This is a genomic window from Rahnella sp. BIGb0236 (assembly GCF_004364755.1).
Lineage (GTDB): Bacteria > Pseudomonadota > Gammaproteobacteria > Enterobacterales > Enterobacteriaceae > Rahnella > Rahnella victoriana.
Map to the genome: position 1 here is coordinate 22,534 of NZ_SOAO01000008.1, position 26,861 is coordinate 49,394.

The following is a 26,861-nucleotide window of genomic DNA, read 5'->3' on the forward strand; positions in this document are numbered from 1 at the left end:
TACATAAAACATGGAATGAAGTATGAAGCAGCTCCTCGATTTTCTTCCCCTGATTGTCTTTTTTGTGGTTTATAAGCTTTACGACATTTTTGTCGCATCGGGCGCGTTGATCGCAGCCACCGCGTTAGCGTTAATCATTACCTGGGTTCTGTACCGCAAAATTGAGAAGATGACGCTGATCACCTTCGCAATGGTGGCGGTTTTCGGCACCCTGACACTGGTATTCCATAATGATGAATTCATTAAATGGAAAGTGACCGTCATTTATGTGCTTTTCTCCGGCGCATTGCTGATCAGTCAGCTGGTGCTGAAAAAGCCGTTAATCCAGCGTATGCTCGGCAAAGAACTGACGTTGCCGGATCATGTCTGGAATAAACTGAACATCAGCTGGGCGATCTTTTTCCTGCTGTGCGGTCTGGCCAATATTTATGTGGCGTTCTGGTTGCCGCAAAACATCTGGGTCAATTTCAAGGTGTTTGGTCTGACCGCGCTGACGCTGGTCTTCACTTTGTTAAGCGGCGTCTATATTTACCGGCATATGCCGGATGATGAAAAAAAATAAGCATTCTTCTGCACGGGCCTTTCTTTGAAAGGCCTTACTTTTTCAGTTTGTTGAGCACTGTGAATTTTATCGTATGAACGAAAAACATAGCTTACCCAATGGTGAAATGGTTCTGCGTACGCTGGCAATGCCGGCTGACACCAATGCAAACGGTGATATCTTCGGCGGCTGGCTGATGTCGCAAATGGATATGGGCGGCGCGATCCAGGCGAAGGAAATCGCCAAGGGTCGCGTGGTGACTGTGCGTGTTGACGGGATGACCTTCCTCAAGCCGGTGGCCGTCGGTGATGTGGTGTGCTGTTACGCACGCTGCATCCGTACCGGCAACAGCTCGATTACCATCAATGTTGAGGTGTGGGTGAAGAAAGTCTCTTCTGAGCCGATAGGACAGCGTTACAGAGCCACTGAGGCGGTGTTTACCTATGTCGCCGTCGATGACGAAGGCAAATCGCGCCAGTTACCTGACGGACGCAGCAATTTCAGTGTCGACTCGGAAGGCGTTTCTCAGGACTGAGTGACGAACCGGCTCTTCAGAAAGTAAAAAGGTCGCCTTCAGAGGCGACCTTTTTTATTGGGGCAAACACCGCGGTGTCGGCTTACTCGACAGAAGTGCCGCCTTTAATTTTGAACACCAGATTCACGATTAAGTTGCTGGCCGCTTTAGGTTCATAGCGCCACTTGTTCATCGCCTGTTTTACCTCACGCTCAAACATATTGCGCGGTTCGGCTGACAGCACCCGGATATTCTGCACGCGGCCATCGCTGTCCACATCGAACTGCACGCGTACACGGCCTTCAATGCGTAACGCCAGCGCACGTGCCGGATAACCCGGCTGTCCGCGCTGCAACGGTCGCGGCCCGGTGTCGCTTTTGGCATTGGAAGACGCAGGCGGCTGACTCACCGGTTTGGTCAGTGGCTGATTACTGGTCACCGGCGTCTGGACTGTCTGGGTCGGTCTTTCTACCGGACGTTCAACCGGCTTCACCTTCGGTTTCACCACCGGCTTTTTCACCGGTTTCGGCTTAGGCTTCGGCGGTTCCGGAATGACCACGGCTTCCGGCGGCGGTGGCGGCTCAGGCACCACTTCCGGCTCAGGCTCAGGTTGCGGCGGCGTCGGTTCAGGCTGAGGCGGCGGCGGTGGGGGCGCAAAATCCGCCGGATTGACCATCGTCACACTCATCACTTTCTGATCCTGGCTCGGTAATTTTATTGACTCGCCGACCGTCATATACAACACGCCAGCGATAACAGCGACATGTAAACTGACAGCCAGCGCGACAGGCACCGTCACCTTGCGGATAAATCTAAACTTTTTTAGCGGCATAATGATTCATTTTCCCCGTGAAGCCGCAAGTTTAAATGTAAATAGCAATCATATTCAACACCGAGATGACAACTATTCTCAAATAACCTTTGCTTTGATCCCACGCAAAGCGCTTTCCCCCGGCTTCAGGTTTAGCTATGTTAATTCTGTAAAATCGTCAGGCGGCCACAGGCTGCCGCACAGGACTTCATAAACCCATTGATAGGTGACTCATGCTTTACGTGATTTATTCTGAAGATGTATCAGATTCACTGGAAAAACGCGCTGCTGCCCGCCCTGCTCATATCGAACGCCTTAAAAACCTGCACGAGCAAGGCCGCGTGCTGATTGCCGGGCCGACGCCCGCCATCGACAGCGAAGATCCGGGCGCGGCAGGAATGACAGGTTCCCTGCTGGTGGTTGAGTTTGAAACGCTGGAAGACGCCAAAATCTGGGCTGATGCGGATCCTTACGTCGCGGCAGGCGTGTACAAATCCGTCACCGTAAAGCCCTTCAAACGCGTATTCTGATGTTTTGCGGGCAGTTTTCCGAACTGCCCGATGCCCTGCTTCCCCGCCGTGCCACTCTTTAATCAACTTTACTTTTGCTTACGTCAGTTGATTGTCTAAATATCCGGTTACTCAAACAGTTACCTGTGCCCTATTTCTTGAACCGTTGAGCGGAGAACCTGATATGCAATGTCCGGTATGCAAAGAAAGTCAGCTGGTGATGTCCGAACGTCAGGGCATTGAAATCGATTATTGTCCTGACTGTCGCGGAGTGTGGCTGGATCGCGGTGAGCTGGATAAAATCATCGAGAAATCGGCTGCATCGCAGTCCGCAGAGCGGCCAGCAACGCCGCGCTACGAGGAACGCGACCGCCGGGACGATCACCGCCCGCAAGGCAATTACGACAATCGCGGGCATTATTCCTCGCAAAAACCCTATAAAAAGAAGAGTTTCCTTTCAGAGCTTTTCGACTGATTTCTGCCATCCCGCGCCATAGCATAATACCCATGGCGCGATTTCCCCGAATGCCGTCACATTGCTTTCATCGCTTGTGTGCTAGGATGCTTACCCCTGCCCATGAGGTAAGCAATATGTCATTCTTCGACGGATTGAAGTTTCTAACCAGTACGACCACCAAGGTCACCTGCCCGGAATGCGGTTATGTTGCCGAACAGATGAGTGCAAAAGTGCGCAAAAACTCAACGCTGGTCTGCAAAAAATGTGGCGCGCTGTTTCAGCCTAAATCCCGGTAATCAGGCATTCCATTCGTACTTAACGGCATACAAAGACAGGCGCTGATGCTGCTGATGGTGGATCTGGCGAATACGATAGATGTGACGATAGCGTCTTGACTGACCTTCCAGCCAGCGGCTTCTCCGGCGCTGAGTCTGGCGTAACATCCGCCACCGGCCAACTTCATTTCTACTGCGTTTCATTCACTTATGTCCCGTGATGCCGTCGCTGCTTCTTTAACGGAAGAATGTCTTTAAGTGTCTTTTAGCGGAAAAAACTGCGGGGACATTATAGGCCGATGGCGGTGTGATCCAAGTCTTGTTTTTGTCCTTTCTCCCCGTTATCAGCTAACCTTGAAGTCAGGACAGTGGCAATTTACTGAGCGGATAGCGATTTAAGAGGTAGCCGATTGATTGGCCGGATAAAGTTAGTTAAAAGGTTGCCCCTTTCACGTACACTCACGCCAATGGCTTGCGAACAGGACTTTTCGCCTTTATGACAACATTTTATACAGTAATCAGCGGACTTCTGGTTTTCGGTTACTGGTTACTGATTGCCGGCGTCACCCTGCGTATTCTGATGAAACGCCGGGCGGTCCCTTCCGCGATGGCATGGTTGCTGATCATCTACATCATTCCGCTGGTCGGTATTATTGCCTATCTGTCGTTTGGTGAACTGCACTTAGGCAAACGCCGTGCTGAACGGGCGAAAGCCATGTGGCCTTCAACCGCCCGCTGGCTGAATGATCTCAAAGACTGCAAGCGTATTTTTGCCACCGAAAACAGTGAAATTGCCGCCTCACTTTTCCAGCTGTGCGAACGCCGTCAGGGCATTGCTGGCGTAAAAGGTAATCAGTTGCAACTGCTGACCACCAGCGATGATGTGCTTCATGCCATGATGCGCGATATCGAACTGGCCCGCAGCAATATCGAGATGGTGTTCTATATCTGGCAGCCGGGCGGTCTGGTTGATCAGGTCGCCGAATCGCTGATGGCCGCCTCGCGCCGTGGTATTCATTGCCGCCTGATGCTGGATTCCGCAGGCAGCGTCGCCTTTTTCCGCAGCCCTTATCCGGCAATGATGCGCAACGCTGGTATTGAAGTGGTCGAAGCCTTGCAGGTTAATTTGTTCCGTGTGTTCCTGCGCCGCATGGATTTGCGTCAGCACCGTAAAGTGGTGCTGATCGACAACTATGTCGCCTATACCGGCAGCATGAACATGGTCGACCCGCGTTTCTTCAAGCAGGATGCTGGCGTCGGTCAGTGGATCGATCTGATGGCCCGTATGGAAGGCCCCGTCGCGACCACCATGGGTATTGTCTATTCCTGCGACTGGGAAATTGAAACCGGCGTGCGTATTCTGCCGCCGGAACCTGACAGCAATCAGATGCCCTTCGAACAGGAGAGCGGCCATACCATTCAGGTTATCGCCTCCGGTCCCGGCTTCCCGGAAGATATGATCCACCAGGCACTGCTGACCGCCACCTACTCGGCCCGCGAGCGACTGGTGATGACCACGCCGTATCTGGTCCCCAGCGATGATTTGTTACATGCGATTTGTACTGCGGCACAGCGCGGGGTTGATGTCAGTATCATCCTGCCGATGAAAAACGATTCGATGATGGTGGGCTGGGCCAGTAAATCATTCTTTGGCGAGTTGCTGGAAGCCGGGGTCAAAATTTACCAGTTTGAAGATGGCTTACTGCATACCAAAAGTATGCTGGTTGATGGTCAGCTCAGTCTGGTGGGCACCGTGAATCTGGATATGCGCAGCCTGTGGCTCAATTTTGAGATAACACTGGTGATTGACGATGCCGGTTTTGGGGATGATCTCGGGCGCGTGCAGGACGATTACATTGCCCGCTCACATCTGCTGGATGTTGAAGCCTGGATTAAACGCCCGTTCTGGCACCGCATCGTCGAACGTTTGTTCTACTTTTTCAGTCCGCTGCTGTAAATGCCGCGTCGGGCATGATGTAATACCCCCAGTACCGGCTTGCAAGAGCCAGAATACACTCATCTGTAAACGAGAATGATATGGACCTGAATAATCGCCTGACCGAAGACGAAACGCTTGAACAAGCCTATGACATCTTTCTGGAGCTGGCCGGAGATAACCTCGATCCGGCAGATATCCTGATCTTCAATCTGCAATTTGAAGAACGCGGCGGCGCTGAATTATATGACCCGGCAGAAGACTGGGTTGAGCATGTGGATTTCGACCTGAACCCGGACTTCTTTGCTGAAGTGGTGATCGGTCTGGCTGACGCGGAAGATCAGCCAATCAATGATATTTTCGCCCGTGTTCTTTTGTGTCGCGAGAAAGACCATAAGCTTTGCCATATCCTCTGGAAAGAATAACCGTCTCCGTCGTCCTTCAGACTGGCGCTGTGTTGGCGGCTTTCATTCACCCCGGTCACTGATATAAGTCAGATTCCGGGGATTCATTCAATTGCAGCTTTAATCCCATCTGAATGACGTAGCAGAACGATACGTAAAGAAAACGAAGACGAAAAAAAACCTGCCACTGGCAGGTTTTTTTATGCATTGCGTCTGAGGAAAACAATCAGAGCGGATCGACTTTCAGGCAGGACACCGCGTGGCGGAAGCTGCCTTCCAGCAACGGACGGGTCACCGCACATTCAGGTCCGGCAATCGGGCAACGGGTACGGAACACGCAGCCTGATGGCGGGTTGATCGGCGAAGGTAACTCCCCTTCCAGTAACTGAATCACTTTATTGCGCTCTTTATCCGGATCCGGCACCGGCACCGCAGACATCAGCGCACGGGTATACGGATGCTGAGGATTGTTATACACCTCATCATACGTCCCCAGCTCGACGGCATGCCCGAGGTACATCACCAGAACGCGATCAGAAATGTGTTTAACCACCGCCAGATCGTGCGCGATGAAGATCAGGGATAATCCCATCTCGCGTTGCAGTTGTTGCAGCAGGTTGACGACCTGCGCCTGAATGGACACATCCAGCGCAGAAACCGGCTCATCACAGATAATCAGTTTCGGCTCAAGGATCAGGGCGCGCGCGATACCAATACGCTGACACTGACCGCCGGAAAATTCGTGCGGGTAACGGTTAATCAGGTTAGGCAGCAGCCCGACCTTTAACATCATTGCCTTCACTTTTTCCTTCACCTCAAGACGAGGCATTTTCGGATTATAGGTTTTCAGCGGCTCGGCAATGATTTCACCGATGGTCATACGCGGATTAAGGGACGCCAGCGGATCCTGGAAAATCATCTGGATATCGCTGCGCGTGTGGCGCCATTCGTTATCCGACATGTTCAGCAGATCTTTGCCCAGCCAGGCCACACGACCATCGGTGGCTTTCACCAGCCCAATCAGCGCACGGGCAAAGGTGGATTTACCGCAACCGGATTCACCGACCACGCCCAGCGTTTCACCTTCATAAAGACGCAGGGTGACACCATCCACCGCTTTCAGGGTTTTCGAAGGCTGCCAGAACCATTGTTTGCCGTCTTTGATGTCGAAATGAACCTTCAGATCGGCCACTTCGAGCAGCACTTTTTTCTCAGGGGCGTGAGTGTTCATCGCCGCGCTGTTCATGATTGTGTTGTCTGTCATACCAGTTCCTCCAGCGGCTTGTAGCAGGCACGCAGGCGACCATCACCGAAACGCTCCAGCGGTGGCGCTGAGGCGCAAATATCCATCGCATACGGGCAGCGGGGCTGGAACGGACAGCCTTTTGGCAGACGCAGCAGGTTTGGCGGGTTGCCCGGAATGGTCAGCATCGCGCCGCCCTCAGCATCCAGACGAGGAACCGCATTGAGCAGGCCGATAGAATACGGATGGCACGGCTCATAAAAAACATCGCGGGCACGGCCATATTCCATCGTACGCCCTGCGTACATCACCAGCACCTTGTCACAGATCCCGGCGACGACACCCAGATCGTGGGTAATCATGATAATGGCGGTATTGAACTCAGACTTCAGTTCATTAAGCAAGGTCATGATCTGCGCCTGAACGGTCACGTCCAGGGCGGTCGTTGGCTCATCGGCAATCAGCAATTTTGGACGGCACAGCAATGCCATCGCAATCATCACCCGCTGGCGCATACCGCCGGAGAATTCATGCGGGAACATCTTCATACGCTTGCGGGCTTCCGGCATTTTCACCGCATCCAGCATGCGTACGGATTCCTCAAACGCTTCGCGCTTGCTCATCTTTTTGTGCAGGATCAGGACTTCCATCAGCTGCTCGCCGACCCGCATATACGGGTTGAGGGAGGTCATCGGATCCTGGAAAATCATCGAAATCTGTTCTGCGCGCAGCTTGTTCAGCTCGTTTTGCGGCAGGTTGAGGATTTCGCGACCATTAAATTTCGCCGACCCTCCGATGCGACCATTGCTGGCCAGCAGGCCCATCAGGGCAAACGCGGTCTGGGATTTACCGGAACCGGATTCACCGACGATGCCTAAGGTTTCACCGGCACGCAGGTCGAAATTCAGATCGTTAACCGCCGTGACATCGCCGTCAGGCGTTTCAAAGGTGACACGTAAATCTTTGACATCCAGAAGCGTCTGGCTGCCCTTCGCATTCTGCAGTGCAGAAGCGGGCATATGTTCAATCGTGCTCATGGTTGCACTCCTTAACGATCTTTCGGGTCGAGGGCATCACGCAGGCCATCGCCGATAAAATTGAAACAGAACAGAGTTACAACCAGGAAGCCTGCCGGGAACAGCAGTAACCAAGGTGAAACTTCCATCGAGTTGGCACCATCGCTTAATAACGCGCCCCAACTGCTCAGTGGTTCCTGTGTCCCTAATCCTAAGAAGCTCAGGAAGGATTCAAACAGGATCATGCTCGGTACCAACAGTGAGGCATACACCACCACGACACCCAGCACGTTTGGCACAATGTGGCGCAACACGATATTTCGCGTGCTCACACCGCTGACCAGCGCCGCTTCGATGAATTCTTTACGTTTCAGGCTCAGGGTCTGACCGCGCACGATACGTGCCATGTCGAGCCAGGACACCATCCCGATCGCCACGAAAATCAGCAGAATATTTTGCCCGAAGAAGGTCACCAGCAGGATCACGAAGAACATGAACGGGAAGGAGTTGAGAATTTCCAGCAGACGCATCATCGCGGAGTCAATTTTACCGCCCAGATAGCCAGACAGGGATCCGTACAGCGTACCGAGGATCACCGCCACCAGCGCAGCCGCCACACCAACCATCAGGGAAATACGTCCACCAATCGCCACGCGCACCAGCAAATCACGGCCTGAGGAGTCAGTCCCGAAATAGTGGTGAGAGGCGAAATCCGGTGCCGCTGACATCATATTCCAGTCAGTATCGTCGTAGGCAAACTGCGATAACATCGGGGCAAATGCCACGAATAACGCAATAAACGCCAGTACGATCAGGCTGGTGACCGCAGCACGGTTGTGCATGAAACGGCGTCGTGCATCCTGCCACAAACTGCGGCCTTCAACTTCCAGTTTTTCGCTGAAGTTTTCCACGACGTCGCTATTTTTCTTACTTAACATCATTGACGTACTCCGGCATTAATAACGGATTTTCGGGTCGATGACGGCATACAGCACGTCGACGATCGCATTGAACAAAATGGTTAATGCGCCCACTAAAATGGTCAGGCTCAGTACCAGGGAGTAGTCACGGTTTAATGCCCCGTTAACAAACAACTGGCCGATACCTGGCAATCCGAAAATGCTCTCGATGACCATCGAACCGGTGATAATCCCTACGAAGGCCGGTCCCATGTATGACAATACCGGCAGCAAGGCAGGTTTCAGTGCGTGACGCAAAATAATGCGGCGCAGCGGCAACCCTTTGGCACGTGCTGTACGGATGAAGTTGGAATGCAGGATTTCAATCATCGAACCCCGGGTGATACGCGCGATACTGGCGATATAAGCCAGTGAAAGTGCCACCATCGGCAGGATCATATATTTCGTGCCACCGCCGTTCCAGCCGCCGCCAGGCAACCATTTAAGCGTAATGGCAAATATCAGCACCAGTAACGGCGCGACCACGAAACTGGGGATAACCACCCCGGTCATCGCAATGCCCATCACCGTGTAATCCCATTTGGTGTTTTGATTCAGTGCTGCAATCACCCCTGCACTCACACCAAACACAATCGCCATGATGAATGCCGCCAGACCCAGTTTTGCTGAAACCGGGAACGACGCCGCCACCAGGTCATTCACTGTGTAGTCTTTATATTTGAACGACGGGCCGAAATCGCCTTTTGCCAGTTGTTCTAAATAGTGGAAATACTGCTTATACATTGGGTCATTGAGGTGATATTTCGCCTCAATGTTCGCCATGACTTCTGGCGGAAGATTACGCTCACCCGTAAAAGGGCTGCCCGGTGCGAGACGCATCATAAAAAACGAAATGGTGATCAGAATGAATAGCGTCGGAATCGCTTCCAGACAGCGGCGTAAAATAAACTTTAACATTGCCCGTACCTGTTTCTAAGCCTGTCACTACAGCTTGATAGTTTTTGGCTTGGTCACGATGCCCCTGAACAAAGGACATCGTGGTGGCTCTTTGTTTCAGCGCCGAAAGCCGGTGCTGAAATCATTACCTTCATCAAAATAGAACGAGCAAGGCAGCTCGGGGATGCCTTGCCCGGACACTGATGGATTAGTGTTTGATGATATACAGATCTTTCACGTAGACGTTGTCCTGTGGATCTTTACCGGTGTAACCGCCGACGTAAGGTTTCACCAGACGCGCGTTCACGTAGTAATAGACAGGGACAATGGCAGAGTCTTTATCAAGCTGGGTTTCAGCTTTCTGATACAGCGCCGCGCGTTCGTCATCGGTTTTCACTGTCAGAGTGTCAGCGATGTCTTTATCAAACGCCGGGCTCTTATAGTGGGCAGTGTTGTTGCTGCTGTCAGACAGCATGGTGTTCAGGAAGGAAGAAGGCTCGTTATAGTCGGAGCACCAGCCTGCACGCGCGATATCGAAGTTACCCTGATGACGGCTGTCCAGGAAGGTTTTCCATTCCTGGTTAACCAGTTTCACGTCAACACCCAGGTTTTTCTTCCAGATAGCGGCAGCGGCGATAGCCAGCTTTTTGTGCAGATCAGAGGTGTTATACAGCAGTTCGAAAGTCAGAGGCTTGGCAGACGTGTAACCTGCTTCTGCCAGCAATTTTTTAGCCTGCTCGTTGCGTTGTGCCTGGGTTTCTTTGAACCAGGCCGGAGGCGTCAGTTTTGCACCGTCAGTGTAAGGCGGGGTATAGCCATACGCTGGCAGGTCGCCCTGTGCTTTCACTTTATTGACGATGATGTCGCGATCCAGACCCAGTTTCAGAGCTTCACGCACGCGTGAGTCAGTGAACGGGGCTTTCTGGTTGTTGATTTCGTAGTAGTAAGTACACAGATACGGGTCAACGTGAACTTCAGTTGGGATTTCTTTTTTCAGCTTCTGGAACAGTTCGATCGGCATGTTGTTGTAGGTCATGTCGATTTCGCCGCTGCGGTAGCGGTTAACGTCAGTCACTTCTGAAGAGATTGGCAGGTAAGTGACCTGGTTGATCACGGTTTTCGCGTTATCCCAGTAAGTCGGGCTGCGTTCAAGAACGATACGTTCGTTGACGGTCCAGGCTTTCAGTTTGTAAGCGCCGTTGCTCACGTAGTTTTCTGGTTGGGTCCATTTGTCGCCAAATTTCTCCACAACACTTTTGTTTACCGGTTTCATCGCGGTGTGAGACAGCATCTTTACGAAATAAGGAACAGGTTCGGTCAGGGTCACCTGCAGGGTATGGTCGTCAATCGCTTTCACACCCAGAGTATCAGGGCTTTTCTTACCGCTGATGATGTCATCGATGTTTTCGATGTGACCGTATTGCAGGTAGCTTTCATACGGAGAGGCTGTTTTTGGATCAGCCAGACGCTGCCAGCTGTAGACGAAATCCGCCGCGGTGACAGGGTCGCCATTTGACCATTTTGCATCCGGACGCAGGTGGAAGGTCCAGACTTTAAAATCTTTGTTGTCCCAGGTGGTAGCGACGCCCGGGATCACACTGCCGTCTTTGCTGTCGGTATTCACCAGACCTTCCAGCAGATCACGGATTACGTTGGATTCCGGTACGCCTTCGACTTTATGTGGGTCCAGGGACTGAACTTCAGAACCGTTGTTACGCACCAGCTCCTGTTTAGCCGCCAGTGTCACGCCTGCAGGCACATTCGCCGCGAATGCGTTATTGATGGAAACTGAGCTCACTGCAGCAAGAATGCAGGCAGCCAGCAGATTTTTTTTTGTGATGTTGGTCATTGTATTTCAACTCCAGTTTTTATTATGAACTTGCACGCTGGGGTGCAAGATAAACCCTTGCTGGGTCAATGGGTTTCAAAAGCAGGAACGAATTGCTCAAGAAAAGCCCCCCATGTTGTTGCCACCCGCAGATGGCTGTCCCCTATTACTGCACGTGTTACCTGATAATGCGCTTGAAACGTCTGGCTGTTGTTCGCCATGCGGTTTCCGGGGTCGTTAAGGATGACCCCACTCCATTAGATCCACCCCGTGCGCAATAAAACTGCATTTCACCGCGCACCAGGTAATCACATACTGTTATTCCGAACCTTAACAATATTATTTTCTTATTCGCCCGACTTAGGGCAACAGAAAGTCCTTCGCGGTTAAGCGCCCGAAATCAATTAATCAGAAGAAAAGCTGAAGAGTTGTTTTGCTGAACAGACAGAGTCAACAGCAGGCCGTGCAATGTCGTCAGCGCAATACCCGGCTTTCTTTTCGCAAAAAGCAGGTGAGGATAATTTTGTGGCAGGCAATGCGACACGACACTCTCCAAAAACAAATGAAATGGCTTCTATCTTTCTGTCTCTAGCAAGATTCATTCTCACTTAGAGCATTCCGCTTAACAAAATTCCATTTTTGAAGGCGATTTGAAAATTATCAGAAGCCTGATACCGGCGCCAATAAATTTTGCAAATTTGTTACGCAATTCTCTTTTACCGGTTACAGACCGTAAAGCACCCCGGTTGAGTAATACTTAGAACGCCGGCCCAAACCGTTGTATTACATCATCTTTATATCAGGTTGTGGCGCGAAATTCAGGTTGCGGGCTGCTCAGGAAGCATCCTGATACAATCAGTTAACATTCTGAGGTTTTCAAGGATAAACACCTGTTAACTGCTGTATTAACACTAATAACATCTCGATACGGCATGCACAAGCCTTACAGAATGATGTGGATAAATTAGCGCCAAAGCGGGCAATAAAGAGGGGGGTTTAGCGAAATATTCGCTAAGTTTATTAGAAGAAATGAAGACTTGGATTAAAAAGAAGAATGAGACAGGGCTTTACGCCACATTTGGGTGCAATCGCTCTTAATTACGTCATTAGCTGCACTATATTAATGCATTGCATTATAAGGAAGGGTAATAATTATCACGGAAATCCATAAGTGTTTCCGTGATAATTCGGGGACTAAGGGATTAAAGCAGGCCGGGGAAAATCGCTTTAATGCCTGTCACAATAAATTCAATGCCCAGAGACATCAGTAACAGTCCCATGATACGGGTAATAACGTTAATCCCGGTTTGACCCAACAGGCGAACCAGTAAAGGTGCCGCCCGGAACAACAACCAGCAGCAAAACGCAAAGAAGATAATGGCCAGCGTCAGCCCCAGCAGATTTGGCCAGCTGTGATAGCGCGAACTCCAGACAATCGTCGAGCTGATCGCACCGGGTCCGGCCATCAGCGGCAGCGCAAGAGGCACGACACCGACATTTTCACGGATCGCGGTTTCTGATTTTTCCTGCTTGTTCTGTTTATCTTCACCGAGTTTACCGCTGATCATCGACATCGCGATCGTCACCACCAGAATGCCGCCCGCGATGCGGAACGAATCAATGGAGATGCCGAAGAGGTGTAAAATCGCGTCGCCCAGAAAAAGTGCGGTCGACAATATAATGGCTACCGACAGGTTTGCCGTCATATTGGTTTTATTGCGCCCTGCTGCCGCCTGATAACTGGTCATGCTGATGAACACGGGCAAAATCCCCACAGGGTTGACCAACGCAAACAGCCCGACAAAGAATTTGATATACCCTGAAAAATCTAATAAAGATTGGCTCACGCAGAACTCCGCACAATTATGCCAGCAGATGAAGGTTTTGATGGGCGCTAATGTACTGGAATTGCAGTAAAGGCGCCACGCCGATTCACAACTTTTATCACCAGAATTTGATTAAAAAGCAGTGAATACCACTTTTGTTAAAACAGCGTAATTTTAACGACACAAATCACAGATAAATTGTATTCAATTTGAGCAAATTTGATAATCAATCGCACTTACCCCATGCTGAAAGGTGTCAGCATTATGGTTTAGTGATCCAGATCAAATTAACCCTGCCCACAAATAGGTAATCTCAGTGCATAGTCACTCAGCGGTACTTGTAGAACAAATGTTCATTTATGTCGCCGGATGACAACTTTTTGACTACACAGGTGCTTCATTACTGAAAGCTCTTTGAGCAAATAAAGAGACAAAGACAACACATTGAGAAATCTAGCTTTAATTAGTTTCTCACGGTGACTGATAGCAGGTCTATACTAGTCTTTGGCAGGTTATTTACTAAAAGAGTTTAACTTTATCAGGAGAGCATTATGGCTGTAACAAATGTCGCTGAACTGAACGCACTCGTCGCTCGGGTCAAAAAAGCACAGCGCGAATATGCCAACTTCAGTCAAGAGCAAGTCGATAAGATTTTCGCTGCCGCCGCCCTGGCTGCTGCCGATTCTCGAATTCTGCTGGCAAAACTGGCTGTTGAAGAATCCGGAATGGGTATCGTCGAAGACAAAGTGATTAAAAACCACTTCGCCTCTGAATATATCTACAATGCCTACAAAGATGAAAAAACCTGTGGCATCCTGGGTCAGGATGACACTTTCGGTACCATCACCATTGCAGAGCCAATTGGTCTGATTTGCGGTATCGTTCCGACTACCAACCCAACTTCTACTGCGATTTTCAAAGCGCTTATCAGCCTGAAAACCCGTAACGGCATCATCTTCTCCCCACACCCACGTGCTAAAAATGCAACGAACAAAGCTGCGGATATTGTTCTGCAAGCCGCCATCGCTGCGGGTGCGCCAAAAGACATCATCGGCTGGATTGATGAACCAAGTGTAGAACTGTCTAACCAGTTAATGCATCACCCTGACCTGAACCTGATTCTGGCAACAGGCGGCCCGGGCATGGTGAAAGCAGCTTACAGCTCTGGTAAACCAGCCATCGGCGTTGGCGCGGGTAACACCCCGGTTGTCGTTGATGAAACTGCAGATATCAAACGTGTCGTGGCTTCCGTTCTGATGTCCAAAACCTTCGATAACGGCGTTATCTGTGCGTCTGAACAGTCCATTATCGTGGTTGAATCTGCTTACAACGCAGTTCGCGAACGTTTCGCTTCCCACGGTGGCTACATGCTGCAAGGGAAAGAACTGAAAGCGGTTTCAGACATCATCCTGAAAAACGGCGGCCTGAATGCGGCAATCGTGGGTCAGCCAGCGGTGAAAATTGCTGAAATGGCCGGCATCAAAGTGCCAGCAAATACCAAAGTGCTTATCGGTGAAGTCAGTGTTGTTGACGAATCTGAACCTTTCGCACATGAAAAACTGTCCCCTACCCTCGCGATGTACCGCGCGAAGAATTTTGAAGATGCGGTCTCTAAAGCAGAGAAACTGGTAGAAATGGGCGGTATCGGTCACACCTCTTGTCTGTACACTGACCAGGACAACCAACCAGAACGTGTTAACTATTTTGGCAACAAAATGAAGACAGCACGTATTCTGATCAACACCCCGGCTTCTCAGGGTGGTATCGGTGACCTGTACAACTTCAAACTTGCTCCTTCTCTGACGCTGGGTTGCGGTTCATGGGGTGGTAACTCCATCTCTGAAAACGTCGGTCCTAAACACTTGATCAACAAGAAAACTGTAGCGAAGCGAGCAGAAAACATGTTGTGGCATAAACTTCCGAAATCTATCTACTTCCGTCGTGGCTCTCTGCCAATCGCACTGGAAGAAGTGGCGACCGATGGAGCAAAACGCGCCTTCATCGTGACTGACCGCTACCTGTTCAATAACGGTTACGCTGACCAGATCACCAGTGTTCTGAAAGGCCACGGTATTGAAACTGAAGTCTTCTTCGAAGTGGAAGCGGATCCAACACTGAGCATTGTTCGTAAAGGTGCTGAGCAGATGAACTCCTTCAAACCAGACGTCATCATTGCGCTGGGTGGTGGTTCACCGATGGATGCGGCCAAAATCATGTGGGTCCTGTACGAACATCCGGACACTCAGTTTGAAGATCTGGCTCTGCGCTTTATGGATATCCGTAAACGTATCTACAAGTTCCCGAAAATGGGCGTGAAAGCGAAAATGATCGCCGTCACTACCACTTCAGGTACTGGTTCAGAAGTCACACCGTTCGCTGTGGTGACTGACGATGCGACAGGTCAGAAATACCCACTGGCTGACTATGCGCTGACCCCGGACATGGCTATCGTTGATGCCAACCTGGTCATGAACATGCCGAAATCACTGTGTGCTTTCGGTGGTCTGGATGCGGTGACTCACGCACTGGAAGCTTACGTTTCTGTACTGGCAAACGAATATTCAGATGGTCAGGCTCTGCAGGCGCTTAAACTGCTGAAAGAAAACCTGCCAGCCAGCTACAAAGATGGCGCTAAAAACCCGGTTGCCCGTGAACGTGTTCACAACGCGGCGACTATCGCAGGTATCGCGTTTGCTAACGCCTTCCTTGGGGTTTGTCACTCAATGGCCCACAAACTGGGTTCTGAGTTCCACATTCCACACGGCCTGGCTAACGCCATGTTGATTTCCAACGTTATCCGTTATAACGCCAACGATAACCCAACTAAACAGACTGCTTTCAGTCAGTATGACCGCCCTCAGGCGCGTCGCCGTTACGCAGAAGTTGCCGACCATTTAGGTCTGGGCGCACCTGGTGACCGTACTGCACAGAAAATCCAGAAACTGCTGGCATGGTTGGATGAAATCAAAGCGGAACTGGGTATCCCAACCTCAATCCGCGAAGCAGGCGTTCAGGAAGCTGACTTCCTGGCTAAAGTAGACAAACTGTCTGAAGATGCTTTCGATGACCAGTGTACCGGTGCTAACCCACGTTACCCACTGATTGCTGAGCTGAAACAAATCCTGATGGATACTTACTACGGCCGTGAATTCAGCGAAGATGTTGCAGAAGAAGTGGTTATTCCTGCGCCAAAAGCTGAAAAGAAAACCAGCAAAAAATAATCTGCTGAGATTCTGATAGTAAAAAACCCGCTGAAAAGGCGGGTTTTTTTATGCGTCATACTGACAATGCTGACAATGCTGACAATGCTGACAATGCTGACAGGGGATTTTAAAAGCCTCAGAGAAGCGGGTCATTATCCTTTATGTCTAACGCGGCCATCGCTTCCTTGTAGTGTCTGCGACACACAGACACATAGCTTTCATCCCCCCCGATAACGACCTGTGCACCATCGTGCAGAGCATTGCCCTTTTCATCGAGTCTCAGGTTGCGGTTTGCCTTACGGCCACAATGGCAGATGGTTTTAAGCTCAACCAGCTTATCCGCCCACGCCAGCAAATATTCGCTGCCTTCGAAAAGCTCCCCACGAAAATCTGTGCGTAAGCCATAACAGAGCACCGGCACGTCTAAATCATCCACCACATCCGTGAGCTGCGAAACCTGAGTCTTAGTAAGGAACTGACACTCATCAATCAGGACGCAACTCAGACGCTGTGAACGGTTCTCCTGAGCGACCAGGTCAAAGAGTTCAGTATCTTTATTGTAGAGTTCTGCAGGCGATGACAGGCCGATGCGTGAACTGACTTTGCCCACACCAAAGCGGTGGTCTAATTCGGCAGTGAGTACCAGCGTGCGCATACCACGTTCTTGATAATTATATGAAGATTGCAACAACGAGGTGGATTTACCGGCATTCATCGCCGAGTAATAGAAATAAAGCTGAGCCATGAAGGAGTGACCCCATAAAGTAATGGATGGCGTAAATTTTCGGCGTGCATTGTACCACATGCCCGGCAGTCGATAACAACGCGCGTCATCTGGGTAATCCGCAACGGATACAACCGTCTCATTTAAAAAAATCACAGAAACTTACAATCAAAAATTATAATGGCATGGAACAATATCTTGTTATCACCTCGCCTCAATACCCGTAAAGACCGCATTTCTTATATGCAAATACCGCAGGGTTATTGGTTTGTCTATACATTCATCCTGATGAATAGAATGCTTTATCACAGAGAAGCTTTTGAGGCAGTGCGGCCTTAGTGCCCTGTTTTTCCATATCCTTACATAACATAACTTCACTTTGCGTTTAAATTTGTGAACAATCGCAGGCTTATAAAACAGCATACGTAACGCAACAATTACCCCCGACTGAGTATTGAAAATAGGGTAATCCCCCTCAGATAAATAGCGTGAATGGACCTGGCTATATTTACCCTTCCGGAAACGTTATTTGCTTTAAATGCGTAAATTAAGGTCAGGTAAACAAATTGGCTATTGCAGAATACAGAAGAGCATTCTATTATTAGCCAAACGCCCCCCACCAATATAATTTGAGACTAGTATAATGAGCGAAGCATTAAAGATTCTGAACAACATCCGTACTCTGCGCGCACAAGCGAGAGAATGCACTCTGGAAACTCTGGAAGAGATGCTGGAAAAATTAGAAGTTGTTGTGAACGAGCGTCGCGAAGAAGATTCTCAGGCAGCTGCTGAGATTGAAGAGCGTACCCGTAAACTGCAACAATACCGCGAAATGCTGATTGCTGACGGCATCGATCCAAATGAATTGCTGCAAACTATGGCAGCGACTAAAGCAACCGGTAAAGCTAAACGTGCTGCACGTCCGGCTAAATACAAATACGTTGATGAAAACGGCGAAAACAAAACCTGGACCGGCCAGGGCCGTACTCCAGCCGTGATCAAAAAAGCAATCGAAGAGCAAGGCAAATCACTGGACGATTTCCTGCTGTAATTGCCCGTATTAACCCTCGAGTTAATACTAAAAAGCCCATCTTTATGATGGGCTTTTTGTTTTTAATAGGCTGTCATATTCTTCTGACAAATACAAAAAATGCAGATAAAACACCCGCCACCGTCAGGGAATTAAATATCCATAAGATTTAACTGATTCCATAAAAAAAGGCCGCATCAGCGACCTTTCTGTAAGCAAAACATTCCGACTTACACCTGATAAAAGTCCCGATACCAGTCAACAAAACGCTGTACGCCCTGCTCAACCGGCGTCTCAGGCTTAAAGTTAATGGCTTTGGATAATGGCGCAGTATCCGCACTGGTTTCGTGTACATCGCCGGGTTGCATTGGCAGCATATTCTTCGCTGCTTCAATTCCTAACGCTTTTTCCAGCGCACTGATATACGTCATCAGCTTCACCGGATTGCTATTCCCAATGTTATACACGCAATACGGTGCTGAACTGCTGGCCGGGGAACCGTTCTCCACCGTCCAGTCAGGATCAGCCTGCGGAATAACGTTTTGCAAACGAACAATGGCTTCGGCGATATCGTCGATATAAGTGAAGTCGCGACGCATTTCACCGTGGTTATAAACATCAATGCTCTGACCCGCCAGTATTGCTTTGGTGAACTTAAACAAAGCCATATCAGGGCGTCCCCACGGACCGTATACGGTAAAGAAACGTAATCCGGTGGTAGGTAAGCTATAAAGATGTGAATAGGTGTGAGCCATTAATTCATTGGCTTTTTTGGTCGCCGCATACAACGAAACAGGATGGTCTACAGAATCATCCGTCGAAAAAGGCTGTTTTTTGTTCAGACCATAAACTGAACTGGATGAGGCATAAAGCAAATGCCCCACCTTATTATGGCGACAGCCCTCGAGAACGTTAACAAATCCTGTCAGGTTTGAATCAGCATAAGCCAGAGGATTTTCGATTGAATATCGGACACCCGCCTGCGCCGCTAAATGGATAACACGTTCAAAACGCTGTTCAGCAAACAATGCCGCCATACCCTCGCGATCAGCCAAATCCAGCTTAATAAACTCAAAGCCGTCTTTATTTTCCAGCTGCGCCAGGCGGGCAAGTTTCAGATTGACGTCATAATAGTCGTTCAGGTTATCAATGCCGATAACTGAATGACCGGCCGCCAACAAACGTTTTGACACATAGAAGCCAATAAAGCCCGCCGCGCCGGTGACCAGATATTTCATGAAAACTCCTTACAAAACGGGATTGATTGATGCGCCACGGCCGATGCCGTAGTAAGTAAATCCGCGTTTTTCCAAACGTTCAGGATCGAATAAATTGCGACCGTCGAAGATAACCGGTTCTTTTAAAGCTTTTTTGATCACATCGAAATCCGGGGCGCGGAAACTCTGCCACTCAGTACAAATAATCAGCGCATCAGCATTCTGTAACGCGGATTCTTTGGTGCCCATCAATTCCAGATCATCACGGTGACCGTAAATACGCTGGGTTTCATTCATGGCTTCCGGATCGTAGGCTTTTACTTTTGCGCCTGCAGCCCAGAGCTGTTCCATTAATACACGGCTGGATGCTTCACGCATGTCGTCGGTATTAGGTTTAAAGGAAAGGCCCCACAGAGCGAACGTTTTGCCTTTCAGATCCTCGCCAAAATGGCGCTGAATGAACGCGGGCAGTTTATATTTTTGCTGATAATTCACCTGCTCCACAGCCTGCAGCAGTTTTGGCTGATAGCCAATATGCTCAGCAGTGCGGATCAGCGCCTGCACATCTTTAGGGAAGCAGGAGCCGCCATAGCCACAGCCAGGGTAAATGAAGTGGTAGCCAATGCGGGAGTCTGAACCGATGCCCTGACGCACTTTCTCAATATCCGCGCCCAGCATCTCTGCCAGATTGGACATTTCGTTCATGAAGCTGATTTTGGTTGCCAGCATGCAGTTCGCCGCATATTTGGTCAGCTCAGCACTGCGGATATCCATCAGAATCATGCGATCGTGATTACGGTTAAAGGGTTCGTAGAGTTCACGGATCGGGTCGATGGCATCCGGGTTATCCGTACCGATGACAATACGCTCAGGTCGCATACAGTCAGCAACCGCGGCACCTTCTTTCAGGAATTCCGGGTTGGAGACCACATCGAAACTGATATCAACGCCGCGTTCTTTCAGTTTTTCTGCCATGACCGCGCGCACTTTATCCGCAGTACCGACAGGAACGGTTGACTTATCAATCACGACTTTAGGTTCAGTCATATGTTCAGCAATGGTCCGCGCCACCGCAGTCACATATTTCAGGTCAGCAGAACCGTCTTCATCCGGCGGAGTTCCCACGGCGATAAACTGGACCGTTGCATGCGCCACGCCTTCAGCCGCATTGGTGCTGAACAGCAGACGCCCTGCTTCATAGTTGCGCTGAACCAGTGGAGTCAGGCCTGGTTCGAAAATTGGAATCTGCCCGTTTTTCAGGTTTTCTACTTTCTTTGCATCCACATCGATGCACAATACTTCATGCCCGACTTCTGCAAGAACCGCAGCCTGAACAAGTCCTACGTAACCGATACCAAAAACTGTTACTTTCATCAGCGAATTCCTATTTGTTTTGTCCAAACAACATAAATTACCGTTCTAGAATTTTCCGCACGCATTATACCAGTTTCACACAGGAGTGCGCCTGCAAAGGCATATTTTGCATTAAGATAGGTCTTAGAAGATTGAAATGGAAAATGCAGGCCTAATAACGTGCAGAAAAAATACTCAATATTATTAACGTATTATTATCAACAACAATAAATCCGCTCATTCTACAGACAGCATTAATCTCAGACGCCCACCCGATCCCCAGACCTGACACTGCCAGGCATCGCATTTCTGACTGATTTGATTGGAGTATGTCGCGCCGGTCGTTCCCAGCGGGACACCGTTACTGAGCTGGATCATATTGCTGCCGGTATTGACGTTGGCATGTAAACCCGCAGAAACCAGAATGAGATTTTTGAAACCGGCGTGATAATAACCCAGCAGCAAAGGAAATTGCCCTTCCAGATTCGCCTGCTTGAATAAATGATTGACCTGTTTGAGCAGCGTAGACATCTGCGGCAATCGCTGATTCTGATTGCTCAAATGCTCACGTAATAAGCTGTTAAAGATTGCGCGTAACAATAAAGCGGCCAGCACACCATTTTCACTGGCGCGGGTGACGTCCAGACAATAGAAGCCCAGATCTTTGGAAGACAGCGCGGCAATATCCAGCACCAGCCCCGGATTTTCCGCACTGGTCAGCTGACGGTAATTAATGCGGCAATGCGCCAGCGTCTGCTGAACCGGCGGCTGCAATTCCTGTAACAGGCGTTGTGCTTCGTTGGGATTACGGCACAGCGCCTCCCAGTCCTGCACCAGCGAACTTTCCTCCATCGCCTGGGATGAGAACAACTTTGGGTATAAAGAAGAAAGTAAGGCTTCACGCAACCGATTGAGATCGTTAATCGGTTTGAGCAGGACGTCTTCTACACCGAGACGTAACATTGAAGCGACATCGGTCATTTTGTCGGTGGCCGAGATCACCAGAACAGGAATTTTATTCCCCTGCAAGCGCAGATTTTCGACGAACTCCATGCCCCCCATCTCAGGCATGGCTAAATCACAGAGGATCAGATCAGGCGGGTAGTCTTCGACCAGGGACAAAGCCTCAAGACCATTTTCAGCTTCGGTAAAGGTGGCACCCAGTGAACTTACATACCCAGCAAGTATGGATCGGAAAACGGCTTCGTCTTCAACGATGAGAATATGCTTGCTTGTAAGTGGCTTGTCCATCAGGGTCCCCCAGAATTTCTTATTCTAATAGTGGCTCATAAAGCCCGTTTTTGCTTGGCAGAATTGTCAGATTCACCCAAACACATTTTAAGCCGTTCAGAACTGTCTATTTTTTATCAGGGGCAGCAATTGCTCTCTTTGTTTTTCAACGGCAAGACGCCCCGCTTCGATGGCTTCTTCTGCCCGGTGGAAATCCAGCGTCGAAATTTGCGGACAATAGGGCTGAAGCAGCACATCAGGCGGATCGCCTGCCATGCGGTTACGCTTGAGCCGGTTTTCCAGCACCTGAATGGAGGTCGACATGATTTCCATGGCTGACGGACTGACATTCGGCTTGCGGGCATTTGGCCGGGTCAGACGCTGGCGGATCCGGTCACGCCAGCTCACTTCTTTGTCAGTATTCAGTGCTTCGCCGGTCGGCTGCACGGTCAGCAAATCCTGCTGCATCAGATGCGCATCATGCTGGAGATCGACCGCAATCACGATATCCGCGCCTAATGCCCGGGTCAGCGACACCGGCACCGGGTTCACCACCGCGCCGTCCACCAGCCAGTAACCGTTGTGCCACACCGGTGCCAGCAACCCCGGCATACTGCACGAGGCGCGGATAGCCTCATGCAAATCCCCTTTGGTCAGCCACAACTCGCGTCCGGTACTCAGGTTGGTGGCGACGGCACCAAACTTCTTCGAACACTTCTCAAATTCATCGATGCGGATCAACTGCCCGACGGCGTTAAACACGCGCTCGCCGCGCAACAATCCTCCACGTTTCCAGGAGAAATCCATCAGCCGCAACACATCCCAGTAGCTGAAAGACCGCACCCAGCTTTCAATGGCCGGTAACCTGTTGCTGACATACGCCGCGCCGACCAGTGCGCCGACCGAACAACCGGCCACCACATCTATCTCTATATCCATTTCTTTCAGGGCATTGATCACCCCGATGTGCGCCCACCCTTTCGCCGCTCCCGAACCGAGGGCAAGACCAATGGTGACTTTTCTGCTCATCTGATGACCTTATATTGCACATAGCGTTAGAATCAGCGGGGAAGCGCGTTGTCACCCGGCGAGGTTGTTAGGTAACATATCGCTTTGGTGCATTCAATAGCGCAACCTGCGCTATTGAATGTGTAAGCCCTGCGAATCAGGAGTTTCCGTGTCAGAACTTTGCCCATGTTGCAGCCATCTTCCTTACGAAGAATGTTGCCAGCCATACATTTCTGAGACCCGCGTGGCGCCCACACCGTCCGCGCTGATGCGATCACGCTACACTGCTTACGTCCTGAAAAATGCGAGTTATCTGATCGCCACCTGGCACCCGGATTGTCAACCCGAACAATGGCGTGACAGTTTACAGGAAGGCTTTGCCAGCACGCACTGGCAGGGTTTGCAGGTGATCAGCCAGTCGGAAGGACGCGATGCGAATGAAGGATTCGTTGAGTTTGCGGCGCGATTTACCGAAACCGGCAGCGACTCCCTTCATTTGATCCACGAGCGTTCGCGATTTCTTCGTTTGAAAGATCGCTGGTACTATATCGACGGAATTAAACCGCAGACAGGCCGCAACGACGCCTGCCCGTGCGGGTCGGGTAAAAAATATAAGAAGTGCTGCGGTAAATAATTCAACCGTATTATTTTAAGTCTTGGACAGGATCCACTCCCTCATGCCGCAACAGAACGTACAAACCAAGGTATTACGCACCATTTGCCCTGATGCAAAAGGTCTGATCGCCAAAATTACCAACATTTGCTACAAGCACGAACTGAACATCGTGCAGAACAACGAATTCGTGGATCACCGCACCGGACGTTTCTTTATGCGTACCGAGCTGGAAGGGATTTTCAACGACACCACCCTGCTCGCCGATCTCGACAGCGCGCTGCCTGCGGGTTCCGTGCGTGAACTGAACAGCACCGGCCGTCGCCGTATCGTGATCCTGGTGACCAAAGAAGCCCATTGTCTGGGTGATCTGCTGATGAAAGCCGCGTATGGCGGACTGGATGTGGAAATTGCGGCGGTGATCGGCAACCACGATACCCTGCAAACGTTGGTGGAACGCTTTGATATTCCGTTCCATCTGGTGAGCCACGACGGTCTGACCCGCGAACAGCACGACAGCGCGATGATTGCGCAAATCGACCAGTATCAGCCTGATTATGTGGTTCTCGCGAAATACATGCGTGTGCTGACACCGGGCTTTGTGCAGCATTATCCGCATCAGGTGATCAACATTCACCACTCGTTCCTGCCTGCCTTTATTGGTGCACGTCCGTACCATCAGGCGTATGAGCGGGGTGTGAAACTGATTGGTGCCACGGCGCATTACGTTAATGACAATCTGGATGAAGGCCCGATCATCATGCAGGACGTGATTAACGTCGATCACACCTATACCGCCGAAGATATGATGCGTGCCGGGCGTGACGTTGAGAAAAACGTGCTCAGCCGTGCGTTATACCGTGTACTGGCACAACGCGTGTTTGTTTACGGAAACCGTACCGTCATTCTGTAATCCGCGTCCTGACGGTGTTTTTCGCTCAGAGAAACACCGTTAAGGGCAAAAAAACCGCAAACGAACTTTATTATCGCTTTCAGCGCTTTACACCTTCGGCTTATTTGGTATTATGCGCCCCGTTCGCAGCTAACCGCTGCAGCGACAAAAATCATCCATGTAGCACATGATGATTTAGGCCAGAAGTAAGTAGTAAATGCCACAAAAGTTGTGGTGGGGTTCCCGAGCGGCCAAAGGGAGCAGACTGTAAATCTGCCGTCATCGACTTCGAAGGTTCGAATCCTTCCCCCACCACCATCTTCCAGATATTCCCGCCTCTTTCGAAAACTCCAAACCAAAATAAAAATACAAATCGGGAAGGATAGAGAACCTTCGACCCGAAGGTTTGAGCCGAGCGAAGCGAGACAGCGTTGCGCAGCAACGACCCGCAGGGCGAGGCCAAAGGCCGGGTCATCCTTCCCCCACCACCATCTTCCAGATTCATCCTCGAGTTTCTCTGTAGAAAAACCTTCCTGTTATATTAAATCTGAACAAAATGTCCTGCTGACACTTCCTGATACTGCCTTTGCGGTGGAATATAGCCGTTGTCGCGTACCGGACTTTTCAGTTCATCCACCTGCATTTGTCGTTTCAGCATTCTGCGCGACGGATCCGGCACCGGCACTGACGCCATCAGTTTGCGTGTATACGGATGCTGCGGATTATCGAATATCGCCGCACGCGGGCCGATCTCCACAATCTCCCCGAGATACATCACCGCCACGCGATGACTCACCCTTTCGACCACCGCCATATCGTGCGAAATAAACAGATAAGACAGATTCATGCTTTCCTGCAAATCGAGCAGCAGATTCACCACCTGCGCTTTCACGGAGACATCCAGCGCAGAGACGGATTCATCGGCGACAATCACTTTCGGATCCAGTGTCAGGGCGCGCGCGATGCAAATCCGCTGGCGCTGACCGCCGGAAAACTCATGCGGAAAACGGCGCAGCATGTCCGGTGACAGCCCGACTTTTTGCAGCAGTGAAGCGGCTTTCTCTCTGGCATCACGGCGGTTGTGCAGTTTGTGTTGCAGCATCGGTTCGATCAGTGCGTCGCCAATGCGCATACGCGGGTTCAGGCTGGCAAACGGATCCTGAAAAATCATCTGGATACGCTGGCGTATCTGCAAAACGTCACGTTTTCCCAGATTCATCACATCAAAGCCATCAAAATCGATCGCCCCGCTGTGCGGTTTCAGCAGACGTGTTACCGCGCGGCCGGTGGTCGATTTCCCGCAACCTGATTCGCCGACCAGTGACAGCGTTTCGCCCTGAAATAAATCAAAGCTGATGTTTTCCACCGCATGCACCGCACCGACCTGGCGGCTGAAAATACCGCCATAAACCGGAAAACGGGCGCTGAGATTTTTCACCGACAGCAAAGGCGTCAGCCCTGTATCGACTGTTCCCGCCACTTCCTCCGGCACGCTGGCTTCACCGGTTTGCAGATTGATTTGCGGGAACCGTAACGGCCAACCACGCCCCTGCATTGAGCCGAGTTTCGGTACGGCGGCCAGCAACGCGCGGGTATAAGGATGTTGCGGACGATGGAAAATATCCTCCGTCGCCCCGCTTTCCACGGCTTCACCGCGATACATCACCAGCGTGCGGTCGGCGATTTCCGCCACCACGCCCATATCGTGCGTGATAAACAGCACCGCCATTCCTTCTTCTTCCTGCAACGTTTTAATCAGATCCAGAATCTGTCCCTGAATGGTCACATCCAGTGCCGTGGTGGGTTCGTCGGCAATCAGTAATTTAGGTTTCAGCGCCAGCGCCATCGCAATCATCACGCGCTGGCGCATACCGCCGGAAAATTGATGGGGATATTCATCAAATCTTTTGGCCGCATTGGGAATGCGCACCTTTTCCAGCAACCGCAGTGTTTCCGCCCGCGCCTGCGCCGACGACATCCCACGGTGCCGCTTCAGGCTCTCGGCAATCTGCCTGCCGATACTGAAAGTCGGATTCAGCGAGGTCATCGGCTCCTGAAAAATCATCGCCATCTCGTTGCCGCGAATATCGCGCATCTGCTTATCCGAAAGGGTCAGCAAATTGCGCTGATTCAGCCAGACTTCGCCCTCAATCCGGCTGCTTTGCGCTTTCAGCAAACGCATCACTGACAGCGACGTCACGCTTTTCCCGGAGCCGGATTCCCCGACGATCGCCAGCGTTTCACCGGGATACACCTCAAAAGACACATCACGCACCACCGGCAGCCAGTCGTCATCGCCGCGAAACGAGGTGGTGAGATGCTTCACGCTCAGCACGGGCTGACGGTTTACAGGCTGTCCGGTGGTCTGGTTCATC

Annotated in this window: 26 protein-coding genes, 1 tRNA gene and 1 other RNA gene; 13 read left to right on the plus strand and 15 right to left on the minus strand. The window is 50.6% G+C overall.

Going from position 1 to position 26,861, the window contains the following annotated elements:
* The first annotated feature begins 22 nt into the window (after positions 1-22).
* Together EDF78_RS16405 and yciA are read left to right on the plus strand one after the other, a co-directional pair.
* Entirely contained in the window at positions 23-562 is a 540-nt protein-coding gene (locus tag EDF78_RS16405; protein ID WP_095921651.1) for a septation protein A, read from the plus strand.
* Positions 563-635: 73 nt separating this feature from the next.
* Positions 636-1,076, plus strand: coding sequence for an acyl-CoA thioester hydrolase YciA (gene yciA, locus EDF78_RS16410; protein WP_095921650.1), 441 nt, complete (start codon positions 636-638; stop codon positions 1,074-1,076).
* Between the two features lie 82 nt (positions 1,077-1,158).
* Here yciA and EDF78_RS16415 read toward each other — a convergent pair whose 3' ends face one another.
* Positions 1,159-1,887: an energy transducer TonB gene (locus EDF78_RS16415; protein WP_119827361.1), complete on the minus strand. Its 729-nt coding sequence runs from the start codon at positions 1,885-1,887 to the stop codon at positions 1,159-1,161.
* A gap of 212 nt (positions 1,888-2,099) precedes the next feature.
* Between EDF78_RS16415 and EDF78_RS16420 the strand changes: the two genes are divergently transcribed.
* The 3 genes from EDF78_RS16420 (at position 2,100) to EDF78_RS25835 (ending at position 3,128) form a co-directional block, all read left to right on the plus strand.
* The gene (locus EDF78_RS16420) at positions 2,100-2,396 is read left to right on the plus strand and encodes a YciI family protein (RefSeq protein WP_119827363.1); all 297 of its coding nucleotides are present in this window, start codon (positions 2,100-2,102) and stop codon (positions 2,394-2,396) included.
* Between the two features lie 163 nt (positions 2,397-2,559).
* Positions 2,560-2,850: a zf-TFIIB domain-containing protein gene (locus EDF78_RS16425; protein WP_095921647.1), complete on the plus strand. Its 291-nt coding sequence runs from the start codon at positions 2,560-2,562 to the stop codon at positions 2,848-2,850.
* Between the two features lie 116 nt (positions 2,851-2,966).
* Positions 2,967-3,128, plus strand: coding sequence for a YnfU family zinc-binding protein (locus tag EDF78_RS25835; protein WP_162928688.1), 162 nt, complete (start codon positions 2,967-2,969; stop codon positions 3,126-3,128).
* Here EDF78_RS25835 and EDF78_RS16430 read toward each other — a convergent pair whose 3' ends face one another.
* A complete protein-coding gene (locus tag EDF78_RS16430; RefSeq protein ID WP_133823505.1) occupies positions 3,129-3,311 on the minus strand; it encodes a YciY family protein in 183 nt (60 codons plus the stop codon).
* Positions 3,312-3,603: 292 nt separating this feature from the next.
* Here EDF78_RS16430 and cls point away from each other — a divergent pair, with 292 nt between their 5' ends.
* Both cls and EDF78_RS16440 read left to right on the plus strand, forming a co-directional pair.
* Entirely contained in the window at positions 3,604-5,064 is a 1,461-nt protein-coding gene (gene cls / locus EDF78_RS16435; RefSeq protein WP_095921645.1) for a cardiolipin synthase, read from the plus strand.
* 80 nt (positions 5,065-5,144) lie between these two features.
* Entirely contained in the window at positions 5,145-5,468 is a 324-nt protein-coding gene (locus tag EDF78_RS16440; RefSeq protein ID WP_013575941.1) for an HI1450 family dsDNA-mimic protein, read from the plus strand.
* 205 nt (positions 5,469-5,673) lie between these two features.
* Here the strand turns inward: EDF78_RS16440 and oppF are convergent, their stop codons facing one another.
* The 7 genes from oppF to EDF78_RS16470 form a co-directional block, all read right to left on the minus strand.
* Positions 5,674-6,678, minus strand: coding sequence for a murein tripeptide/oligopeptide ABC transporter ATP binding protein OppF (gene oppF, locus EDF78_RS16445; protein WP_095925114.1), 1,005 nt, complete (start codon positions 6,676-6,678; stop codon positions 5,674-5,676).
* A gap of 29 nt (positions 6,679-6,707) precedes the next feature.
* Positions 6,708-7,709 (minus strand): ABC transporter ATP-binding protein, encoded by a 1,002-nt coding sequence (locus tag EDF78_RS16450; RefSeq protein WP_195817028.1) that lies wholly within the window; start codon positions 7,707-7,709, stop codon positions 6,708-6,710.
* A gap of 29 nt (positions 7,710-7,738) precedes the next feature.
* On the minus strand, positions 7,739-8,647 hold the full coding sequence (oppC, locus tag EDF78_RS16455; RefSeq protein WP_095921643.1) for an oligopeptide ABC transporter permease OppC: 909 nt from the start codon (positions 8,645-8,647) through the stop codon (positions 7,739-7,741).
* Between the two features lie 15 nt (positions 8,648-8,662).
* A complete protein-coding gene (oppB, locus tag EDF78_RS16460) occupies positions 8,663-9,583 on the minus strand; it encodes an oligopeptide ABC transporter permease OppB (protein ID WP_095921642.1) in 921 nt (306 codons plus the stop codon).
* A 187-nt stretch (positions 9,584-9,770) separates the two neighbouring features.
* On the minus strand, positions 9,771-11,411 hold the full coding sequence (oppA, locus tag EDF78_RS16465; protein WP_095921641.1) for an oligopeptide ABC transporter substrate-binding protein OppA: 1,641 nt from the start codon (positions 11,409-11,411) through the stop codon (positions 9,771-9,773).
* A gap of 65 nt (positions 11,412-11,476) precedes the next feature.
* Positions 11,477-11,611 carry a hypothetical protein gene (locus EDF78_RS25975; protein ID WP_279586831.1) on the minus strand — a complete coding sequence of 45 codons (135 nt, stop codon included), beginning with the start codon at positions 11,609-11,611 and terminating at the stop codon, positions 11,477-11,479.
* A gap of 981 nt (positions 11,612-12,592) precedes the next feature.
* Entirely contained in the window at positions 12,593-13,237 is a 645-nt protein-coding gene (locus EDF78_RS16470; protein ID WP_013575947.1) for a YchE family NAAT transporter, read from the minus strand.
* A gap of 530 nt (positions 13,238-13,767) precedes the next feature.
* Between EDF78_RS16470 and adhE the strand changes: the two genes are divergently transcribed.
* Complete coding sequence (gene adhE / locus EDF78_RS16475; RefSeq protein ID WP_119827368.1) at positions 13,768-16,437, plus strand: bifunctional acetaldehyde-CoA/alcohol dehydrogenase; 2,670 nt, start codon at positions 13,768-13,770, stop codon at positions 16,435-16,437.
* Positions 16,438-16,555: 118 nt separating this feature from the next.
* Here adhE and EDF78_RS16480 read toward each other — a convergent pair whose 3' ends face one another.
* Positions 16,556-17,164, minus strand: a complete 609-nt coding sequence (locus tag EDF78_RS16480) for a thymidine kinase (RefSeq protein ID WP_133823506.1) — start codon at positions 17,162-17,164, stop codon at positions 16,556-16,558.
* Positions 17,165-17,786: 622 nt separating this feature from the next.
* On the opposite strand from EDF78_RS16480, the gene hns reads away from it, so the two are divergent.
* Positions 17,787-18,194 carry a histone-like nucleoid-structuring protein H-NS gene (hns, locus tag EDF78_RS16485; protein ID WP_013575950.1) on the plus strand — a complete coding sequence of 136 codons (408 nt, stop codon included), beginning with the start codon at positions 17,787-17,789 and terminating at the stop codon, positions 18,192-18,194.
* 209 nt (positions 18,195-18,403) lie between these two features.
* Here hns and EDF78_RS16490 read toward each other — a convergent pair whose 3' ends face one another.
* From EDF78_RS16490 to rssA, 4 genes are all read right to left on the minus strand, one after another.
* Positions 18,404-19,411: an NAD-dependent epimerase gene (locus EDF78_RS16490; protein ID WP_133823507.1), complete on the minus strand. Its 1,008-nt coding sequence runs from the start codon at positions 19,409-19,411 to the stop codon at positions 18,404-18,406.
* Between the two features lie 9 nt (positions 19,412-19,420).
* Complete coding sequence (locus EDF78_RS16495) at positions 19,421-20,764, minus strand: UDP-glucose/GDP-mannose dehydrogenase family protein (RefSeq protein WP_095921637.1); 1,344 nt, start codon at positions 20,762-20,764, stop codon at positions 19,421-19,423.
* A 216-nt stretch (positions 20,765-20,980) separates the two neighbouring features.
* Positions 20,981-21,994 carry a two-component system response regulator RssB gene (gene rssB, locus EDF78_RS16500; RefSeq protein WP_095921636.1) on the minus strand — a complete coding sequence of 338 codons (1,014 nt, stop codon included), beginning with the start codon at positions 21,992-21,994 and terminating at the stop codon, positions 20,981-20,983.
* Positions 21,995-22,090: 96 nt separating this feature from the next.
* Positions 22,091-23,002: a patatin-like phospholipase RssA gene (gene rssA, locus EDF78_RS16505; protein ID WP_095921635.1), complete on the minus strand. Its 912-nt coding sequence runs from the start codon at positions 23,000-23,002 to the stop codon at positions 22,091-22,093.
* Positions 23,003-23,150: 148 nt separating this feature from the next.
* Here rssA and EDF78_RS16510 point away from each other — a divergent pair, with 148 nt between their 5' ends.
* The 4 genes from EDF78_RS16510 to EDF78_RS16525 all read left to right on the plus strand — a co-directional run bounded on the left by EDF78_RS16510 (position 23,151) and on the right by EDF78_RS16525 (position 24,977).
* The gene (locus EDF78_RS16510; RefSeq protein ID WP_131693314.1) at positions 23,151-23,615 is read left to right on the plus strand and encodes a YchJ family protein; all 465 of its coding nucleotides are present in this window, start codon (positions 23,151-23,153) and stop codon (positions 23,613-23,615) included.
* A gap of 43 nt (positions 23,616-23,658) precedes the next feature.
* Positions 23,659-24,507, plus strand: coding sequence for a formyltetrahydrofolate deformylase (gene purU / locus EDF78_RS16515; RefSeq protein WP_013575956.1), 849 nt, complete (start codon positions 23,659-23,661; stop codon positions 24,505-24,507).
* A 212-nt stretch (positions 24,508-24,719) separates the two neighbouring features.
* Positions 24,720-24,804 (plus strand) — tRNA-Tyr (locus EDF78_RS16520).
* 43 nt (positions 24,805-24,847) lie between these two features.
* Positions 24,848-24,977, plus strand: a non-coding RNA gene (locus EDF78_RS16525) — RtT sRNA.
* 50 nt (positions 24,978-25,027) lie between these two features.
* Here EDF78_RS16525 and EDF78_RS16530 read toward each other — a convergent pair.
* Positions 25,028-26,860 carry an ABC transporter ATP-binding protein gene (locus EDF78_RS16530; protein WP_133823508.1) on the minus strand — a complete coding sequence of 611 codons (1,833 nt, stop codon included), beginning with the start codon at positions 26,858-26,860 and terminating at the stop codon, positions 25,028-25,030.
* Position 26,861: the final 1 nt, after the last annotated feature.